This window comes from Phaeobacter sp. CAU 1743 (genome assembly GCF_039839315.1).
GTDB lineage: Bacteria > Pseudomonadota > Alphaproteobacteria > Rhodobacterales > Rhodobacteraceae > Phycobacter > Phycobacter gallaeciensis_A.
This window is the reverse complement of sequence record NZ_JBDOQR010000038.1, coordinates 1-15,667: the sequence shown is the minus strand read 5'-3', so window position 1 is coordinate 15,667 and position 15,667 is coordinate 1. Positions and strand designations below refer to the sequence as shown.

The window sequence follows — 15,667 nt, the reverse complement described above, 5'->3', positions numbered from 1 at the left end:
ATCCTGGAATGAATGCGGATCAGTTGGAGGCGATTTTCAGGTTTTCCAACAGATTATTCAACACCAGAAAGTCACCCTTGGCCGCGCAATCGGGGATTGCCAGCGTCAGGTCGCGGGTCTGCAGTTTACTCTGCCCGCCAGCCCGATGCAGGGTCAGGGCCTGCGCCTCAACATCACGGCCGCAGTTGATCGCGGTGATCTCTGCCTCGACGCTGATTTCCACCGTTTCTCCGACTTGTTCGGCGGCGCGCGGGAAACTGTAAACCTCGGCCAGACGCGGCGCCAGCTGGCTGTCATCGCCCAGCCGCACCATATGGCCCATGCCAGAGGCCGGGTCAGAACCATGCCAGACATGCCCCGGCGCGCCATAGTCGGCGCCGTTTTCGCGGGCATGAATTTCAAAACCGCTGTTGCCGGTCCATTGCAGCGCGACGCGGTCGATTTCGGCAAGATCCGGCACCGGTACCACCGCGACTTCGGCCATCCCGTCCTGCGGCTCGATGATGAATACCGCCGAGGTGGCCAGGGCCGGAACCTCTTGCGTCAGATGGCCCGCATCGTCCAGAGCCACTGTGAACATCATGCCCTGATGATGCACCGTCAGCCGCTGTCCCGCCTGGCAGGGCGCGGATACGTCGAGTTTAACCATGGCACCGGGCAGTGCATTGGCCGTGACCGACAGGGCGCAATCATCCTTGGCGACGACCGCTTCGGCCTGCACGGTCTCTGCCTGCTGCGGCGCCGGGTCGTCGCGCGGAACCGAGGTCAGCGTGATGTTCTCGATGGTCAGCTCGGACAGATCCGGTTCCGCCGGAACCTGCACTGGCGCGGCACTGATCTCCGATGTTTCATAGATACGCGGAGCGGCGGACTGCTGCATGAAAAAGCCGATCCCCAGCGCACAGGCCACGGTTCCGCTGCTCAAGATCAAGATACGTTTGTCCATCATCACACACTCCACACCCTGGATAGGTTAAGGAAGTGTAGCATGGGAAAGGCGGCCAGTTTGTGGCCGCCTGCGGGAGAGATTCGGGCAGAATAAAGAGAATTTTAATATCTCTGTCTGAATGGCCCCCGCGTGCGGTCAGGCCAAATCAGGGGCCGATCCCCGGTTAAAACTGCTGGCGTTCAACCGGGGATGCAGGCGTATCTCAGGCCAGACGCCCGTGGCAATGTTTGAACTTCTTGCCCGATCCACAGGGGCATTTGTCATTGCGCGACGGGTTGCCCCAGGTTTCGGGATCATCCTCGACAAATCCGGGCGCGGGCTCTTCCGCGAGTTCAGCAACAGCTTCGCCTTCTGCAGCAGGCGCAGGTGCGCCGCCAGCGGAGGCCATTTGCTGCATGGCGGCCTGGCGGGCTGCCATTTCCATCATCATCTGGCGCTGCTCTTCTTCGTTCATCGGACGCACGCGGCTCAGCTGCTTGGCAACGTCTTCGCGCAGGGAGTCGAGCATGCTTTCGAACAGCTGGAAGCTTTCGTTCTTATACTCGTTCAGCGGATCACGCTGCGCATAGCCGCGGAAACCCACGACCGAGCGCAGATGCTCCAGCGTCAGCAGATGTTCGCGCCACTTGGCGTCGATGGTCTGCAGCAGCACCTGCTTTTCGATGTTGCGCATGTTTTCCGGACCGAAGGCTTCGGTCTTTTCCGCCATCAGCGCATCGCTTGCGGCCTCAAGCCGTTCGCGGATCTGTTCGTCGTCGACGCCTTCCTCGGCAGCCCATTCGGCCACCGGCGCGTCGATGCCCAGCCCTTCAAGCACAGCAGCCTGAAGGCCTGCGGTGTCCCACTGTTCGGCGTAGGTCTTGGGCGGCATGTAAGTGTCGATCAGGTCGTCGATCACCTCGTGACGCATATCATTTACGATCTCGGACAGATCCTCTGCTGCCATGATTTCACGGCGCTGGCCAAAGATCACCTTGCGCTGGTCGTTCATCACATCGTCGAACTTCAGCACGTTCTTACGCATATCGAAGTTGCGGCCTTCGACCTTGGCCTGGGCGCGTTCCAGCGACTTGTTCACCCAAGGGTGAATAATCGCTTCGCCTTCTTTCATGCCCAGCGAGGACAACACCTTGTCGAGGCGCTCGGACCCGAAAATCCGCATCAGGTCGTCTTCGAGGCTGAGATAGAACCGGGTACGGCCGGGGTCACCCTGACGGCCCGAACGGCCGCGCAGCTGGTTGTCGATGCGGCGGCTTTCGTGGCGTTCAGAGGCCATCACGAACAGGCCGCCCGCGTCCAGAACCTTCTGCTTTTCTTCGGCGTGCTTGGCTTCCTCGGCGGCGCGCAGCTCGGCAGGATCGGCCTCGGGGTTGGCCTCAAGCGCCGCCATCACCTTGATGTCGACGTTGCCGCCCAGCTGAATATCGGTACCCCGGCCAGCCATGTTGGTGGCGATGGTCACCGCGCCAAGCCGCCCTGCATCGGCGACGATCTGCGCTTCCTGCTCGTGGTGGCGCGCGTTCAGCACGTTGTGTTCGATGCCTTCCTGCTGCAGCATCTGGCTCAGCAGTTCGGATTTCTCGATTGAGGTGGTGCCCAGAAGAACCGGCTGCCCCTTGGCATGGGCCTTCTTGGTCTCTTCGATCATCGCGCGGTATTTTTCCATCGCGGTGCGGTAGACCTGGTCGTCCTCGTCCACCCGTGCAATCGGCCGGTTGGTCGGAACCTCGACCACGCCCAGACCATAGATCTCGGCGAATTCCTCGGCTTCGGTCATGGCAGTACCGGTCATGCCCGACAGGCGGTCATAAAGGCGGAAATAGTTCTGGAAGGTCACCGAAGCCAGCGTCGTGTTCTCGGGCTGGATCTGCACCTCTTCCTTGGCTTCGATGGCCTGATGCAGGCCTTCAGACAGGCGGCGCCCAGCCATCATGCGGCCGGTGAATTCGTCGATCAGCACAACCTCGCCATCGCGCACGATGTAGTCCTTGTCACGCTGGAACAGTTTATGCGCGCGCAAGGCTTGGTTGACGTGGTGCACCACGGTGGTGCTTTCGGGGTCATAGAGCGAGGCCCCCTCTTCCAGCAGGCCGCGTTCGATCAGCTTCTGCTCAAGGTATTCATTGCCCTCTTCGGTGAAGGTCACACCGCGGGTCTTCTCGTCGATCTCGTAGTGTTCCTCGCTCAAGAGCGGGATCACCGTGTCGATGGTGGTATAAAGCTCGGAGCGGTCTTCAGCCGGGCCGGAAATGATCAGCGGCGTACGTGCCTCGTCGATCAGGATCGAGTCGACCTCATCGACGATGGCAAAGTTGTGATACTTCTGGAACACCTGATCCAGGCTGGGCTTCATGTTGTCGCGCAGGTAGTCAAAGCCCAACTCGTTGTTGGTCGCATAGGTCACGTCGGACTGGTAAGCGGCCATCTTCTGATCGTCGGGCTGACCGGACCAGATCACGCCTGTGGTCATGCCCAGCTGTTCAAAGACCTTACCCATCCATTCGCTGTCACGTTTGGCCAGGTATTCGTTCACCGTAACCACATGCACGCCCTTACCGGTCAGCGCATTGAGGTAGGCCGGGAAAGTGGCGACAAGTGTCTTACCCTCACCCGTTTTCATCTCGGCGATATTGCCCTGATGCAGGAAGACACCGCCCATCAGCTGCGTATCAAAGGCCCGAAGACCCAGCGCCCGGCGGGCCCCTTCGCGTACGTTGGCAAAGGCTTCGGGCAACAGAGCGTCGAGGGCTTCACCGTCCAGCGCGCGTTTGCGCAGTTCTTCGGTTTTCTCGATCAGACCCTGGTCGCTGAGCTTTTCGAATTCGGGCTCCAGCGCGTTGATCTTTGCGATCAGCGGCCGCGTCGCCTTGATTTTTCGGTCATTCGGTGTGCCGAAAATCTTTTTGGCGAGTGTTCCGATACCCAGCATGTGCTCTCCCACGGTCCTGTCATGGCTTCTGACCTAAGGCAGGCTTGCCCGCCCTGCCCGCAACCCATAAACAAAGGTGGAAACGACGGTCCTGCCATTGGCCCTTAGGCGATGTAAGCGGCAGGCATATAAGTGTCAACGCCGCGCCATGCTGCGGCCCGGGAATAGGAAGAATTGAATGCTGAAAGGTCTCACTTTTCTGCGAGGCGCGGCAACTGCGGCCCTGATGGCGCTGCCTTTGTCGGTACAGGCCGCACCGCATGCCAATACCGTGGTGGCCTCAGTCAACGGCGAAGAGATTACTTTGGGTCACATGATCATGGCCCGTGAAAACCTGCCACAGCAGTACAAGCAACTGCCGGACGAGGTGCTGTACAACGCCATTCTGGACCAGCTGATCCAGCAGACAGCGCTGAAACAGCAACTGCATGGCGAAGTGCCCCACTACGTGGAGCTGTCGGTCGAAAACGAAAGCCGGGCATTGCTGGCCGCTGATGTCATCGAAATGGTGATGGCCAACGCAACCGGTGAGGAAGCCCTGCGCGCGGCCTATGACCGTAAATACTCCACCGGCGATGGCGGCGATGAATTCCACGCGGCGCACATTCTGGTGGAAACCGAAGAAGAAGCCAAAAAGATCAAGATGGAGCTGGAAGACGGCGCCGATTTTGCCACCACTGCCAAGGCGCGGTCGACCGGCCCCTCCGGGCCAAGCGGCGGTGATCTGGGCTGGTTCGGGCTGGGTAGTATGGTTCCCGAATTCGAAGAGGCTGTACTTGCCATGCGGTCGGGGGATATCTCTGATCCGGTGAAAACCCAGTTCGGCTGGCACGTGATCCTGCTGCGCGAACGGCGCAAATCTGCCGCGCCCAGCTTTGACGAAGTGCGCGGCGAGCTGGAGCAGGAACTGCGGACACGCGCCGTCGAAGATCGCGTCAACGCACTGACAGCTGAGGCCACCATCGAACGACCCGAAATCGAAGGGCTGGACCCCGCGATGATTAAAGATCTTGGCCTTGTAAGGAACTGATCCGATGGCAAAACCTCTGCCCCGTTCTCCACTGGCTCCGGCCGGATTTCCCGATCTTCCCACGATCAAAGGCGTGCGGTTCGCCACCGCAGCTGCTGGTGTAAAATACCAGGACCGGACCGATGTGATGCTGGCGGTACTGGATCCGGGCACCACGGTTTCCGGGGTGTTCACTCGCTCCAAGACGCGATCTGCACCTGTGCGCGATTGTCAGGAGAAACTTGGGGCAGATCCCTCGGCGAGCGCCGCTATTCTGGTCAACTCGGGCAATTCCAATGCCTTTACCGGTCATCACGGGCAAACCTCGGTGGCAGAGATCGTCGCCGCCGTCTCCGGCATCACTGGGGCACCAGCGGGGCGCGTCTTTACCGCCTCGACCGGGGTGATTGGTGAACCGCTGCCGCATGATCGGATCGTCGCCAAAATCGCCGAGCTGAATGATGGGCTGAATGCCGATGCGCTGGAAGCAGCAGCAGCCGCCATCATGACCACCGATACCTTTGCCAAGGGCGCTGGCGCCACCGTCACCATCGACGGGCAGACCGTGAACATCGCCGGGATCGCCAAAGGATCTGGCATGATTGCGCCTGATATGGCGACCATGCTGGTCTATATCTTCACCGATGCCAAGGTCGAGCAAAGCGCGCTGCAGGCACAGCTGGCCAAAATCTGTGACCGGACCTTCAACTGCATCACGGTAGACAGCGACACCTCGACCTCGGACAGCCTGATGCTCTGTGCGACCGGCGCATCGGGCGTTGATGCAACCGGGAACCCGGAGTTTGAGCAGGCGCTGGAGGGCGTCATGCTGGATCTGGCGCATCAGGTCGTCCGCGATGGGGAAGGCGCTACCAAGTTCGTCGAGATCCAGGTGACCGGCGCCGAAAGCGACGCAGATGCCAAGACCCACGGGCTGGCGATTGCCAATTCGCCTCTGGTGAAAACCGCAATCGCGGGTGAGGATCCCAACTGGGGCCGCGTGGTGATGGCAATCGGAAAATCCGGCGCTGCGGCGGACCGGGACCTGCTGTCGATCTCCTTCGGCGATGTTCTGGTGGCCGAAAAAGGCTGGGTTGCGCCCTCATACAAGGAAGAGGACGGCGCCGCGCAAATGCAACAGGACGAGATCACGATCAAGGTGGATCTGGGTCTTGGCGATGGCGCGGCAACGGTCTGGACCTGCGATTTGACCCATCAATACATCACCATCAACGCGGATTACCGGTCATGAAAACGGTTCTCGTCTCGGCCGTGGCCCTGATCGATGTCGAAGGGCGGATCCTGCTGGCGCAGCGCCCCGAAGGCAAATCCATGGCCGGGCTTTGGGAATTCCCAGGCGGCAAGGTTGAAGCCGGGGAGACCCCCGAAGTGGCGCTGATCCGCGAGCTGGATGAGGAGCTGGGCATCAACACCTGGCAATCCTGCCTGGCGCCACTGACCTTTGCCAGCCACAGCTATGAAGATTTTCACCTGCTGATGCCGCTGTTTGCATGCCGAAAATGGGAGGGCCTTCCGCAGGCCCGGGAAGGTCAGGTTCTGAAATGGGCTCGGCCGCAAGAGCTGCGTGATTACCCGATGCCTCCGGCCGATATTCCGCTGATTCCGATCCTGCGGGATTGGCTGTAGCGTTCCAAAACTGGCGGTCCGCCCGGCGGGCTGCCCTCTGCATACCCCGAACTTCCCCTCCAATCCGGACGCAATTTACTACCGGATATTGGAGATTTGTCGGTAGAAACACTAGCCATTGTAGCTTTGGCGCAAGTCGTCAAGATTTTGTTAACCAATTTGTCAAAAACTGGTTACACTATCTGGCAGTGAACCTTTTTGAACTTCTCCCTGACGAAGGATCAGACAACAGGTGGACCTATTTGGGCACATGTTTTCTGGTCCGGGACAGGTTCATGCAGGCACACATTAACGACCGCAACGGGGTGCCGGTAGGCGCGGCAGAACGCCTCCGAATACCACCGATTTCCGCGGCACACTGAAGACCCACTGAAGACCAATCACTCACGGCAATAGAGGGCAGCCCGGCGGCTGCCCTCAGCCGTTTTGGCGGGCACTAGACCTCCCACCACCTCAAAGATGCAAAAACCCCGGCACAGAGGCCGGGGTTTTGACTGTTTCTGAGTGTCGCAGCGCCTTAGTCGAGCTTACGTTCAACTTCCTGACGCTCGAAGATCTCGATGACATCGCCTGCGCGGATATCTTCGTAGTTCTCAAAGGCCATACCGCATTCCTGACCGGACTGAACCTCTGCGACTTCATCCTTGAAGCGCTTCAGCGTTTTCAGCGTGCCTTCGTGGATCACAACGTTGTCACGCAGCAGACGCACACCAGCCGAGCGACGGGCAACGCCTTCGGTGACCAGACAGCCGGCAACCTTGCCGACGTTGGAGACCTTGAACACGTCCTTGATGGTCGCGTAGCCGATGAAGTTTTCCTTGATCTCGGCCGACAGCAGGCCCGAGGCCGCCGCTTTCACGTCATCCACAAGGTCATAGATCACCGAGTAATAGCGGATCTCGACGCCCTTCTGGTTGGCAGTGTTACGGGCCGAGGTATTGGCACGGACGTTGAAGCCCATGACCGGCGCACCGGAAGCTTCGGCCAGGCCGATATCGGTTTCGGTGATGGCACCAACACCCGAGTGCAGCACGCGCACGCGCACCTCGTCGTTGCCGATCTTCTCCATCGCCTGAACGATCGCTTCGGCAGAGCCCTGCACGTCTGCTTTGACCAGGATCGGCAGTTCGGAGACGTTTTCGTCTTCCTTAGCCTTGGCCATCAGCTGTTCCAGAGTGGTCGCAGCACCGGCTGCGGCGCGTTTGTCCTTGGCGGCCTGCTCGCGGTACTCCGCGATTTCGCGGGCCTGAGCCTCGGTCTCGGTCACGTTCAGCACGTCACCCGCTTCGGGCGTGCCATTGAGACCCAGAACCTCGACCGGAACCGACGGACCAGCTTCCTTGACGCGTTCACCCTTGTCGTTGATCAGCGCACGGACCTTACCGTACTGCTCACCCACAACGAAGATGTCGCCCTGATGCAGGGTACCGTTCTGAACCAGAACAGTGGCAACCGGGCCGCGGCCCACGTCCAGCTGTGCTTCGATCACGGCGCCTTGGGCGGCACGGTTCGGGTTGGCTTTCAGTTCCAGGATTTCCGCCTGAAGCGCGATGGCTTCCAGCAGTTCATCCAGGCCCTGGCCGGTCACGGCGGACACTTCCACGTCCTGAACGTCGCCGGACATGGCTTCCACGATCACCTCGTGTTGCAGCAGCTCGGCACGCACCTTGTTCGGATCGGCCGCAGGTTTGTCGATCTTGTTGATCGCCACGATCATCGGAACACCGGCAGCCTTGGCGTGGTTGATCGCCTCGATGGTCTGCGGCATGACCGAATCGTCGGCAGCCACAACCAGAACCACGATATCCGTCACCTGAGCACCGCGAGAGCGCATCGAGGTGAAGGCCGCGTGGCCCGGCGTATCGAGGAAGCTCAGTACGGTACCGCTATCGGTGGTCACCTGATACGCACCGATGTGCTGGGTGATACCGCCTGCTTCGCCAGCCACAACCCGCGCATCGCGGATCGCATCCAGTAGCGAGGTTTTACCGTGGTCGACGTGACCCATGATGGTGATCACCGGCGGACGCGGCTGCAGATCTTCTTCCTTGTCCTCGACCTCTTTGATCACGTCTTCGACGTCAGAGTCGGAAACGCGGACAACTTTGTGGCCGAATTCTTCGATGATCAGCTCAGCCGTATCGGCGTCGATCGACTGGTTTTGGGTGACCATCATGCCCATGTTCATGAGCGATTTGACCACGTCACCAACGCGTTCTGCCATACGGTTTGCCAGCTCGGAAACAACGATGGTTTCCGGCAGCTGCACGTCACGGATGACCTTTTCACGCTCGACGGTGCCCATTGCCTTCTGACGCGCGCGCTCCTGCTTGCGCTTCATTGCGGCCATGGACCGCTGGCGGCCACCTTCGCCGGTTGCCTGACCCAGTGTCAGCTTACCCGAACGACGGCCCTGATCGCGGCCTTTGCCACCACGGCCACGCTCTTCGCGTTCGCGGTCGGCTTTGCGCGGGGCCTGGGCTGCGGGTTTGGCCGCAGAACGACCTGCGGCGGGACCGGCAGATTTTGCCTTCTCCGGCTCTGCTGCCGGAGCCGCTGCTGCACGCTTGGCCGCTTCTTCAGCTTCGAGGCGCTTGCGCTCTTCCTCTTCCGCCTTGCGACGGGCTTTTTCCTCGGCTTCGCGCTGTTCGCGTTCCTTGGCTTCCTGCTCGGCGCGGCGGCGCTCACGCTCTTCGGCACGGGCCTTTTCCTCGGCCTCGCGCTGCGCGGCTTCTTCGACTTCACGCGCCTTGGCAGCCTGCAGCGCCTTCAGGCGGCGGGCCATTTCCGCGTCGGTGATGCCGGCAGGTCGACGGGATCCATCCGTCGCGGGAGACGCACCACTGCCGCCTTTACCCGCACCCGGCTTGGGAACCACAACGCGTTTGCGCTTGGTTTCCACTACGACATTCTTGGTCCGCCCATGGCTGAAGCTCTGTTTCACGTTCCCAGGCCGGGAACCACCACGCAAACCCAATGTCTTTTTGCCGTCACTATCGCTCATAAAGCTCTTTATCCTTCCGTGCGGCCCTTGCCGCCCACCATTTCGCGCAAACCCTGCAATCGTTGCGCTTCCTCTACAACACGTTTGCTGAGTCCACCAGAGGCCAGCGCCGCATGTATCACAGTTTGACGCCCAAATGCCATCCCCAGCTCATCCGCAGAGAGGCAACCGATATAGTTCCCCCGGTGCGGCGTGCTCAGTTTCGACTTTCCACGCCCGGATCCGTCAGCCGCCTGAATCAGCACACTCGCCTCTTCCTTCAGCAGCCAATCCTTGACTTTTTCATAGCCACCGACCGCATCACCCGACTTGCGGGCCAGGCTGATCAGATCAACGAGACGGCGCAGAACCTGCCGCTCCACCTCGTCTGCAAGGTCTTCGGGCACCTTCACCTGGGCCTTGAAGCCACGGGCGAAGAGTTTCTTCTTTACCGCCGTATCTAACGCAGAACGGCTGGCGGTCACATAAACACCCCGACCGGGGAGTTTACCGAACACATCCGCAACGACCTGCCCGTCGGGGCCCATCACGAACCGGATGAGACCCTGCTTGGGCTGGATCTCACCTGTTGCGATGCACTTTCGCTCCGGGCCGTCTGACCGGTCTTTTTCGGCGCCTCCGCGAGCCATTCAGCGTCTCCTTTCAGGAGCAGCGGGGATCAGACCCCGGCCCCTGTGTCAGCGGCTTCTTCGTCGCCTTCGGCCTCGTCATCTTCCGAGACTTCCGGTTCCAGTTCGGCAGGATCAACCCAGCCCAGCAATACGCGGGCGGTCATGATCATATCCTGTGCCTCTTCCAGCGACATGCCGAAAGGTTCCAGAATACCGTCGTCCTTGATCCGTTCGCCGCCATCCGTGGTCCAGCCGCCGGCCAGTTCCCAGTCCGCGCAGGTGGCAAAGTCTTCCAGCGTCTTGATGCCGTCCTTTGCCAGTGCCTCAATCATCTGGGGTGTCAGACCGTCAAAGTCAATCAGGCTGTCCTCTGCGCCCAGCGCACGGGCGGCATCAATCGCTGCCTTGGCCTTGGCTTCGAGGTAGTCACGGGCCCGGGCCTGCAGCTCTTCGGCGGTGCCTTCGTCAACACCGTCGATGACCAGCAGTTCATCGAGCTCCACATAGGCAACCTCTTCGAGGCTGGTGAACCCTTCGGAAACCAGCAGCTGGGCAAAGAATTCGTCCAGATCCAGAGTTTCCATGAACAGGCCGGTGCGCGCTTCGAATTCCTTCTGGCGACGCGCCGATTCCTCTTCCTCGGTCATGATGTCGATGTCGAGACCGGTCAGCTGCGAGGCCAGACGCACGTTCTGACCACGGCGGCCGATCGCGAGGCTCAGCTGTTCCTCGGGGACCACAACTTCGATCTTGCCAGCTTCTTCGTCCAGAACCACTTTCGACACTTCGGCCGGCTGCAGCGCGTTAACGAGGAAGGTCGGCTGATCTTCGTTCCACGGGATGATGTCGATCTTTTCACCCTGCAGCTCGTTCACAACGGCCTGCACGCGGCTGCCGCGCATACCGACGCAGGCGCCCACGGGGTCGATGGAACCATCATAGGAAATCACGGCGATCTTCGCGCGCGAACCGGGATCACGGGCAACGGCCTTGATCTCGATGATACCATCATAGATTTCAGGCACTTCCATCTTGAACAGCTCGGCCATGAATTCCGGCGCAGTACGGCTGAGGAAGATCTGCGGGCCGCGCGGTTCGCGGCGCACATCCTTGATGTAGCAGCGGATACGATCGTTCGGACGATAGCTTTCGCGGCCGATCTTCTCGTTGCGGCGCAGGATCGCTTCGCCAGCGCCCACATCGACGATGACGTTGCCAAATTCTTCGCGTTTGACCAGACCGTTGATGATGGTACCGGCGCGGTCCTTGAATTCTTCGTACTGGCGGTCACGCTCTGCTTCGCGCACCTTCTGCAGGATGACCTGCTTGGCCGATTGGGCCGCGATACGGCCCATTTCTACCGGCGGAACCTCTTCCACATAGGTGTCGCCCACCTTGGGATCAGCCATGTACTGCTTGGCCTGTTCGACGGTCATTTCCGACTGGTAGTTTTCCAGTTCTTCATCTTCGACGACCGAGCGGACGCGGGTAAAGGTGGCCTTGCCAGTCTTGCGGTCGATGGACACACGGATGTCCATTTCGCTGCCGTAGCGGCTTTTGGCCGCCCGGGCGAGGCTTTCTTCCATGGCTTCGACCACCAGGCCGGGGTCGATCATTTTCTCGCGCGCCACGGCTTCGGCGGTTTGCAACAGCTCAAGCTGGTTTGCAGAGGTGATGGCCATTACTTGTTCTCCTCTTCGGACCCTTCGGTCACCTCGCCCTCAAGGGGCGTATCTTCGATAACGTCGTCAAAAGCATCTTCGTTCAGCGTGCCAGCCGCCTTGCGCTGGCGCAGCATTTCCTTGATCAGATCGTCGGTCAGCACCAGCTTGGCATCGCTCAGCCAGTCGAACTTCAGACCGATGGTCACGGGCTCGCCATGTTCCTCGATATTGATCAGAACCTCGTCATCCTCGACACCTGCCAGCTCGCCCTTGAAGCGGCGACGACCGTCGATCAGTTCGGCGGTTTCCAGCTTGGCCTCATAGCCTTCGAACATGTCAAAGTCCTTGAGACGCGTCAGGGGGCGGTCGATGCCGGGGCTGGAGACCTCAAGCGCGTAGGCGTCAAGGATCGGATCCTCGACGTCCAGAACTGCGCTGACGGCATTCGAAATATCGGCACAATCATCAACTTCGATCCCGCCATCGGGTTTGTCGGCCATGATCTGCAGGGTTGTCGTCTTGCCGGACATCAGCCGGATACGGACCAGCTCATAGCCCAGATCCTCGATCACCGGGGTGATGATCTCGGCAAGGCGGCGGTCAATCGCGGCTTTGGCAATCAGGTCGTTGGTCATTCGGGTTCCAGCTGTCTTTCGGACACAAAAAAACGGGCGCGCGGCCCGTTGAAAATCCCGGTGGAGCCTTGGACCAGAGCCCAACGCGCCGCTGTTGTGAAAGGCATATACGCTTGATGGGGCGAATCTGCAAGGAGAAGTTCGAAACCGGGCCTGCGCCCCGGTCAGATCCGCCACCAGCGTTCGGCAATACGGCCATCATCCAGCGCCGCGCGGCGGCCCACGGTGCGGGGCATGCCCACATCGCTGCGCGCCGCCAGCGCCATGTCGCTGGCCGAAGGATGATACAGGAATCCGCCCTTTTCGATCAGCGCTTCTGGCGCGGGCAAGGCGGCCACATCCACATAGCCATCGCGCAAGGCTTCGGCCCGCACACGGGCATCGGGGATCACGATCACCTCGACCGTATCCACCCATCCAGCCTGCCCGGCCTTGTAGTGATCGGCCAGTTTTGCCGCGCGGAAATGCCGCCCGTCCTGCGCCCGCTCGACGCGGTAACTGCCGGTGCCCACGGCCTGCGCCAATGGCAGATCCACCTGGCCCGCCGGAGCGATGACATGCGCCGGATCCGCCAGAAGATAAGGAAGATGGGGGTTTGCGGCCGTCAGCTGGATCTCGATCCGATGGTCGGCGACCTGCTGCACCAAGGCAACCTCGGCGCCGTCGATGCCGCGCCCGCTCAGCGAGGCAACCACATCCGCCGCCGTCATGGCCGCGCCATCATGGAACCGCACATCGCTGCGCAGATCAAAGGACCAGGTCCGGGCCGCGTCGCTGCTGTGCCAGCCCTCGGCCAGCTCGCCCCGCAACACGCCATCGGGCGCGATCTCTGTCAGGGTGTCGAAGACGGCGCCACGCGCCACCTGCTCCATCAGCCCGTCCTGACGCGGCACCGCAAGACGCAACACCCCGCCCGCGCGCGGCGCCGCCGCCAATGACGTGCCTGTCGCCGCCAGCAAGGCAGCCGCAGCACCAGAGGTGAACAGCGCGCGGCGGTCGATACGGGTCATGGCAGCATCTCCTCGGCAATCCGGTCCATCGTGCGCACCAGTTCGGCACTGATTCCCGGCTCCGACAAGGCATGACCTGCATTGCGGATCATTTTCAACTCGGCATTTGGCCACAGCTCGTTCAGGCGCCAGGCCGAGGTCGGCGGGCAGATCATGTCGTAACGGCCCTGCACGATGATGCCCGGAATATGGGAAATCCGCCCCATATTGGCGAGGATCTGCCCATCGAAATCCAGAAAACCGCCATTGATGAAATAGTGGTTTTCCAGCCGGGCAAAGGCGCGGGCATAATCGCCGGGGCTTTCGCCGCCATGACCGTTAGAATGGACCGAGGCCAGGGCGTTCTCCCAGGATGACCAGGCACGACCGAATCGGATTTCCTCGTTCACATCGCCGGAAAACAGCCGCTTGTTATAAGCGGCGATCATATCGTGCCGCTCGTCATGCGGGACCAGCGCGACAAACCGCGCCCAGGTTTCCGGCCAGAACCGCCCGGCGCCGCCCCCGTAAAACCAGTCGAGTTCGCTTTGTGTCATCAGGAAGACACCGCGCAGGATGATGTGCTGCACGCGCTCCGGGTGCGTCTGCGCATAAATCAGCGCCAGCGTCGCCCCCCAGCTGCCACCGAACAATAGCCAGCTGTCGATCTCCAGCAGGCGGCGGATCTCCTCCATATCGGCAACCAGATGCCAGGTGGTGTTATCCTCGCAAGAGGCATGCGGGCGCGAGCGGCCGCAGCCGCGCTGATCAAAAAGAATCACCCGATAGATATTGGGATCGAAATAGCGCCGCATCGCCGGGCTGCTGCCGCCGCCGGGACCACCATGACAGACAATCACCGGAATGCCCTTGGGGTTGCCCGATTGCTCAACATAAATGCTGTGGCCCTGCCCCACATCCAGCATACGCTGGTCGTAGGCATCGACCGGAGGATAAAGATACTGCACTGCGCGCTTTTGGTCCGAGTATTTGTCCATTACTGACCTAACTAGTCTGTTAGACACAAAAGAACACACGGAGACAGGAATGCAAGCGCCTCAGTCAACGGTAGACCCGTCCGAGATCGCCAAATTCGAAGCAATGGCCGCGGAGTGGTGGGATCCCAACGGCAAGTTCAAGCCGTTGCATATGCTGAATCCCTGTCGGCTTGATTACATCACCCAGCAGATCGCCGGGGAATTCGGCCGTGATCTGACGCAGCCGGAGCCATTCAGGGGCCTGCGCCTTCTCGACATTGGCTGCGGCGGCGGGTTGTTGTCGGAACCGATGGCGCGCCTTGGCGCCGAGGTCGTGGGGGCCGATGCCGCCGCCGGGAACCTGCCGGTGGCGCGGATTCATGCGGAACAATCCGGCCTTACCATCGATTACCGCCACACCACTGCCGAGGCCCTGGCCGAAGCCGGTGAACAGTTCGACGTGGTTCTCAACATGGAGGTGGTTGAACATGTGGCCGATCCGCTGAGCTATCTGACCGCAACGCGGGAGTTGCTGAAACCGGGCGGCTTGCAGATCTGTTCCACCATCAACCGCAATCCCAAAAGCTATGTCATGGCCATCTTTGGCGCCGAGGTGGTGATGCGCTGGCTGCCGCGCGGCACGCATGAATGGAACAAATTCATCACCCCGGACGAGCTGTTCGAGCTGCTGCGCAAGGCGGGGCTGGAGCCGGTCGACCGTAAGGGGTTCGTGTTCAACCCGGTGACCTGGGGCTGGTCGATTTCTCCGCGCGATCTTTCGGTCAACTACGTCACGGCCAGCACCAAACCCACCCCATAACAAGGTGGCGGATAACCGCCTCCTATCCTTTCGTATAGGAGACCTAATCCCTCTGCGTACTTGGCGTTTGACTCGATTTAGTATAAAATCGTCCGATCGGTTGGGTTTTAGTCTGACCGATACCGGGCCTTGGCCCTTAACAGAGTGAATGCTGTACCCGATGGCCTATCGGCGCAATGCGAAATGATCGCTGCCACCACTCACGCGGCCGGATGGGAAATTGAGACAGGGATGCCCGTTACACGGCATCCCTTTCTTTTTGGGGCATAGGCAAACGCAAGGGCATGGAGGCCGCACCGGGCGGCGCTTAGAGTCTGATTCAAAACTTTTCGAGTGAATTCATTGTCTTGCGAGCATCCGCGTGACGCGGCGGATGTGTGCGATTGTGACCCAAGCTGCCGCGCTGGCGATGGATTTTTCCCAATCCTTCGAT

The 15,667-nt window shown here is 60.6% G+C and carries 12 protein-coding genes and 1 pseudogene; 4 read left to right on the top strand and 9 right to left on the bottom strand.

All coding sequences use genetic code 11. The features are described 5' to 3' along the window. Positions 1-19: 19 nt before the first annotated feature. Positions 20-949, bottom strand: a complete 930-nt coding sequence (locus tag AAFO90_RS15010) for a hypothetical protein (protein ID WP_347509884.1) — start codon at positions 947-949, stop codon at positions 20-22. 202 nt (positions 950-1,151) lie between these two features. Beyond that, complete coding sequence (gene secA, locus AAFO90_RS15005) at positions 1,152-3,878, bottom strand: preprotein translocase subunit SecA (RefSeq protein ID WP_347509883.1); 2,727 nt, start codon at positions 3,876-3,878, stop codon at positions 1,152-1,154. Positions 3,879-4,056: 178 nt separating this feature from the next. Between secA and AAFO90_RS15000 the strand changes: the two genes are divergently transcribed. The 3 genes from AAFO90_RS15000 to mutT are packed head-to-tail and all read left to right on the top strand — an operon-like array spanning position 4,057 to position 6,534. Further along, complete coding sequence (locus tag AAFO90_RS15000; protein ID WP_274829347.1) at positions 4,057-4,908, top strand: peptidylprolyl isomerase; 852 nt, start codon at positions 4,057-4,059, stop codon at positions 4,906-4,908. A 4-nt stretch (positions 4,909-4,912) separates the two neighbouring features. Continuing rightward, positions 4,913-6,139, top strand: coding sequence for a bifunctional glutamate N-acetyltransferase/amino-acid acetyltransferase ArgJ (gene argJ, locus AAFO90_RS14995; protein WP_347509882.1), 1,227 nt, complete (start codon positions 4,913-4,915; stop codon positions 6,137-6,139). Then, positions 6,136-6,534 carry an 8-oxo-dGTP diphosphatase MutT gene (mutT, locus tag AAFO90_RS14990; protein ID WP_347509881.1) on the top strand — a complete coding sequence of 133 codons (399 nt, stop codon included), beginning with the start codon at positions 6,136-6,138 and terminating at the stop codon, positions 6,532-6,534. The genes argJ and mutT overlap by 4 nt, the downstream gene beginning before the upstream one ends. 517 nt (positions 6,535-7,051) lie before the next feature. On the opposite strand, the gene infB is transcribed toward mutT, so the two are convergent. The 6 genes from infB to pip form a co-directional block, all read right to left on the bottom strand. Beyond that, positions 7,052-9,538 carry a translation initiation factor IF-2 gene (gene infB, locus AAFO90_RS14985; protein ID WP_065272080.1) on the bottom strand — a complete coding sequence of 829 codons (2,487 nt, stop codon included), beginning with the start codon at positions 9,536-9,538 and terminating at the stop codon, positions 7,052-7,054. An 8-nt stretch (positions 9,539-9,546) separates the two neighbouring features. Beyond that, the gene (locus tag AAFO90_RS14980) at positions 9,547-10,167 is read right to left on the bottom strand and encodes an RNA-binding protein (RefSeq protein ID WP_274831714.1); all 621 of its coding nucleotides are present in this window, start codon (positions 10,165-10,167) and stop codon (positions 9,547-9,549) included. A gap of 29 nt (positions 10,168-10,196) precedes the next feature. After that, entirely contained in the window at positions 10,197-11,831 is a 1,635-nt protein-coding gene (gene nusA, locus AAFO90_RS14975; RefSeq protein ID WP_347509880.1) for a transcription termination factor NusA, read from the bottom strand. Continuing rightward, positions 11,831-12,448 (bottom strand): ribosome maturation factor RimP, encoded by a 618-nt coding sequence (rimP, locus tag AAFO90_RS14970; protein WP_065272077.1) that lies wholly within the window; start codon positions 12,446-12,448, stop codon positions 11,831-11,833. The genes nusA and rimP overlap by 1 nt, the downstream gene beginning before the upstream one ends. Before the next feature lie 164 nt (positions 12,449-12,612). Continuing rightward, entirely contained in the window at positions 12,613-13,458 is an 846-nt protein-coding gene (locus AAFO90_RS14965; protein ID WP_347509879.1) for an ABC transporter substrate-binding protein, read from the bottom strand. Continuing rightward, a complete protein-coding gene (gene pip / locus AAFO90_RS14960) occupies positions 13,455-14,435 on the bottom strand; it encodes a prolyl aminopeptidase (protein ID WP_065272074.1) in 981 nt (326 codons plus the stop codon). Before pip ends, AAFO90_RS14965 begins: the two co-directional genes overlap by 4 nt. Before the next feature lie 49 nt (positions 14,436-14,484). On the opposite strand from pip, the gene ubiG reads away from it, so the two are divergent. Continuing rightward, complete coding sequence (ubiG, locus tag AAFO90_RS14955; protein ID WP_347509878.1) at positions 14,485-15,234, top strand: bifunctional 2-polyprenyl-6-hydroxyphenol methylase/3-demethylubiquinol 3-O-methyltransferase UbiG; 750 nt, start codon at positions 14,485-14,487, stop codon at positions 15,232-15,234. Between the two features lie 339 nt (positions 15,235-15,573). Here the strand turns inward: ubiG and AAFO90_RS14950 are convergent. Continuing rightward, a pseudogene (locus tag AAFO90_RS14950) lies at positions 15,574-15,667 on the bottom strand (IS5/IS1182 family transposase); the annotation flags it as partial.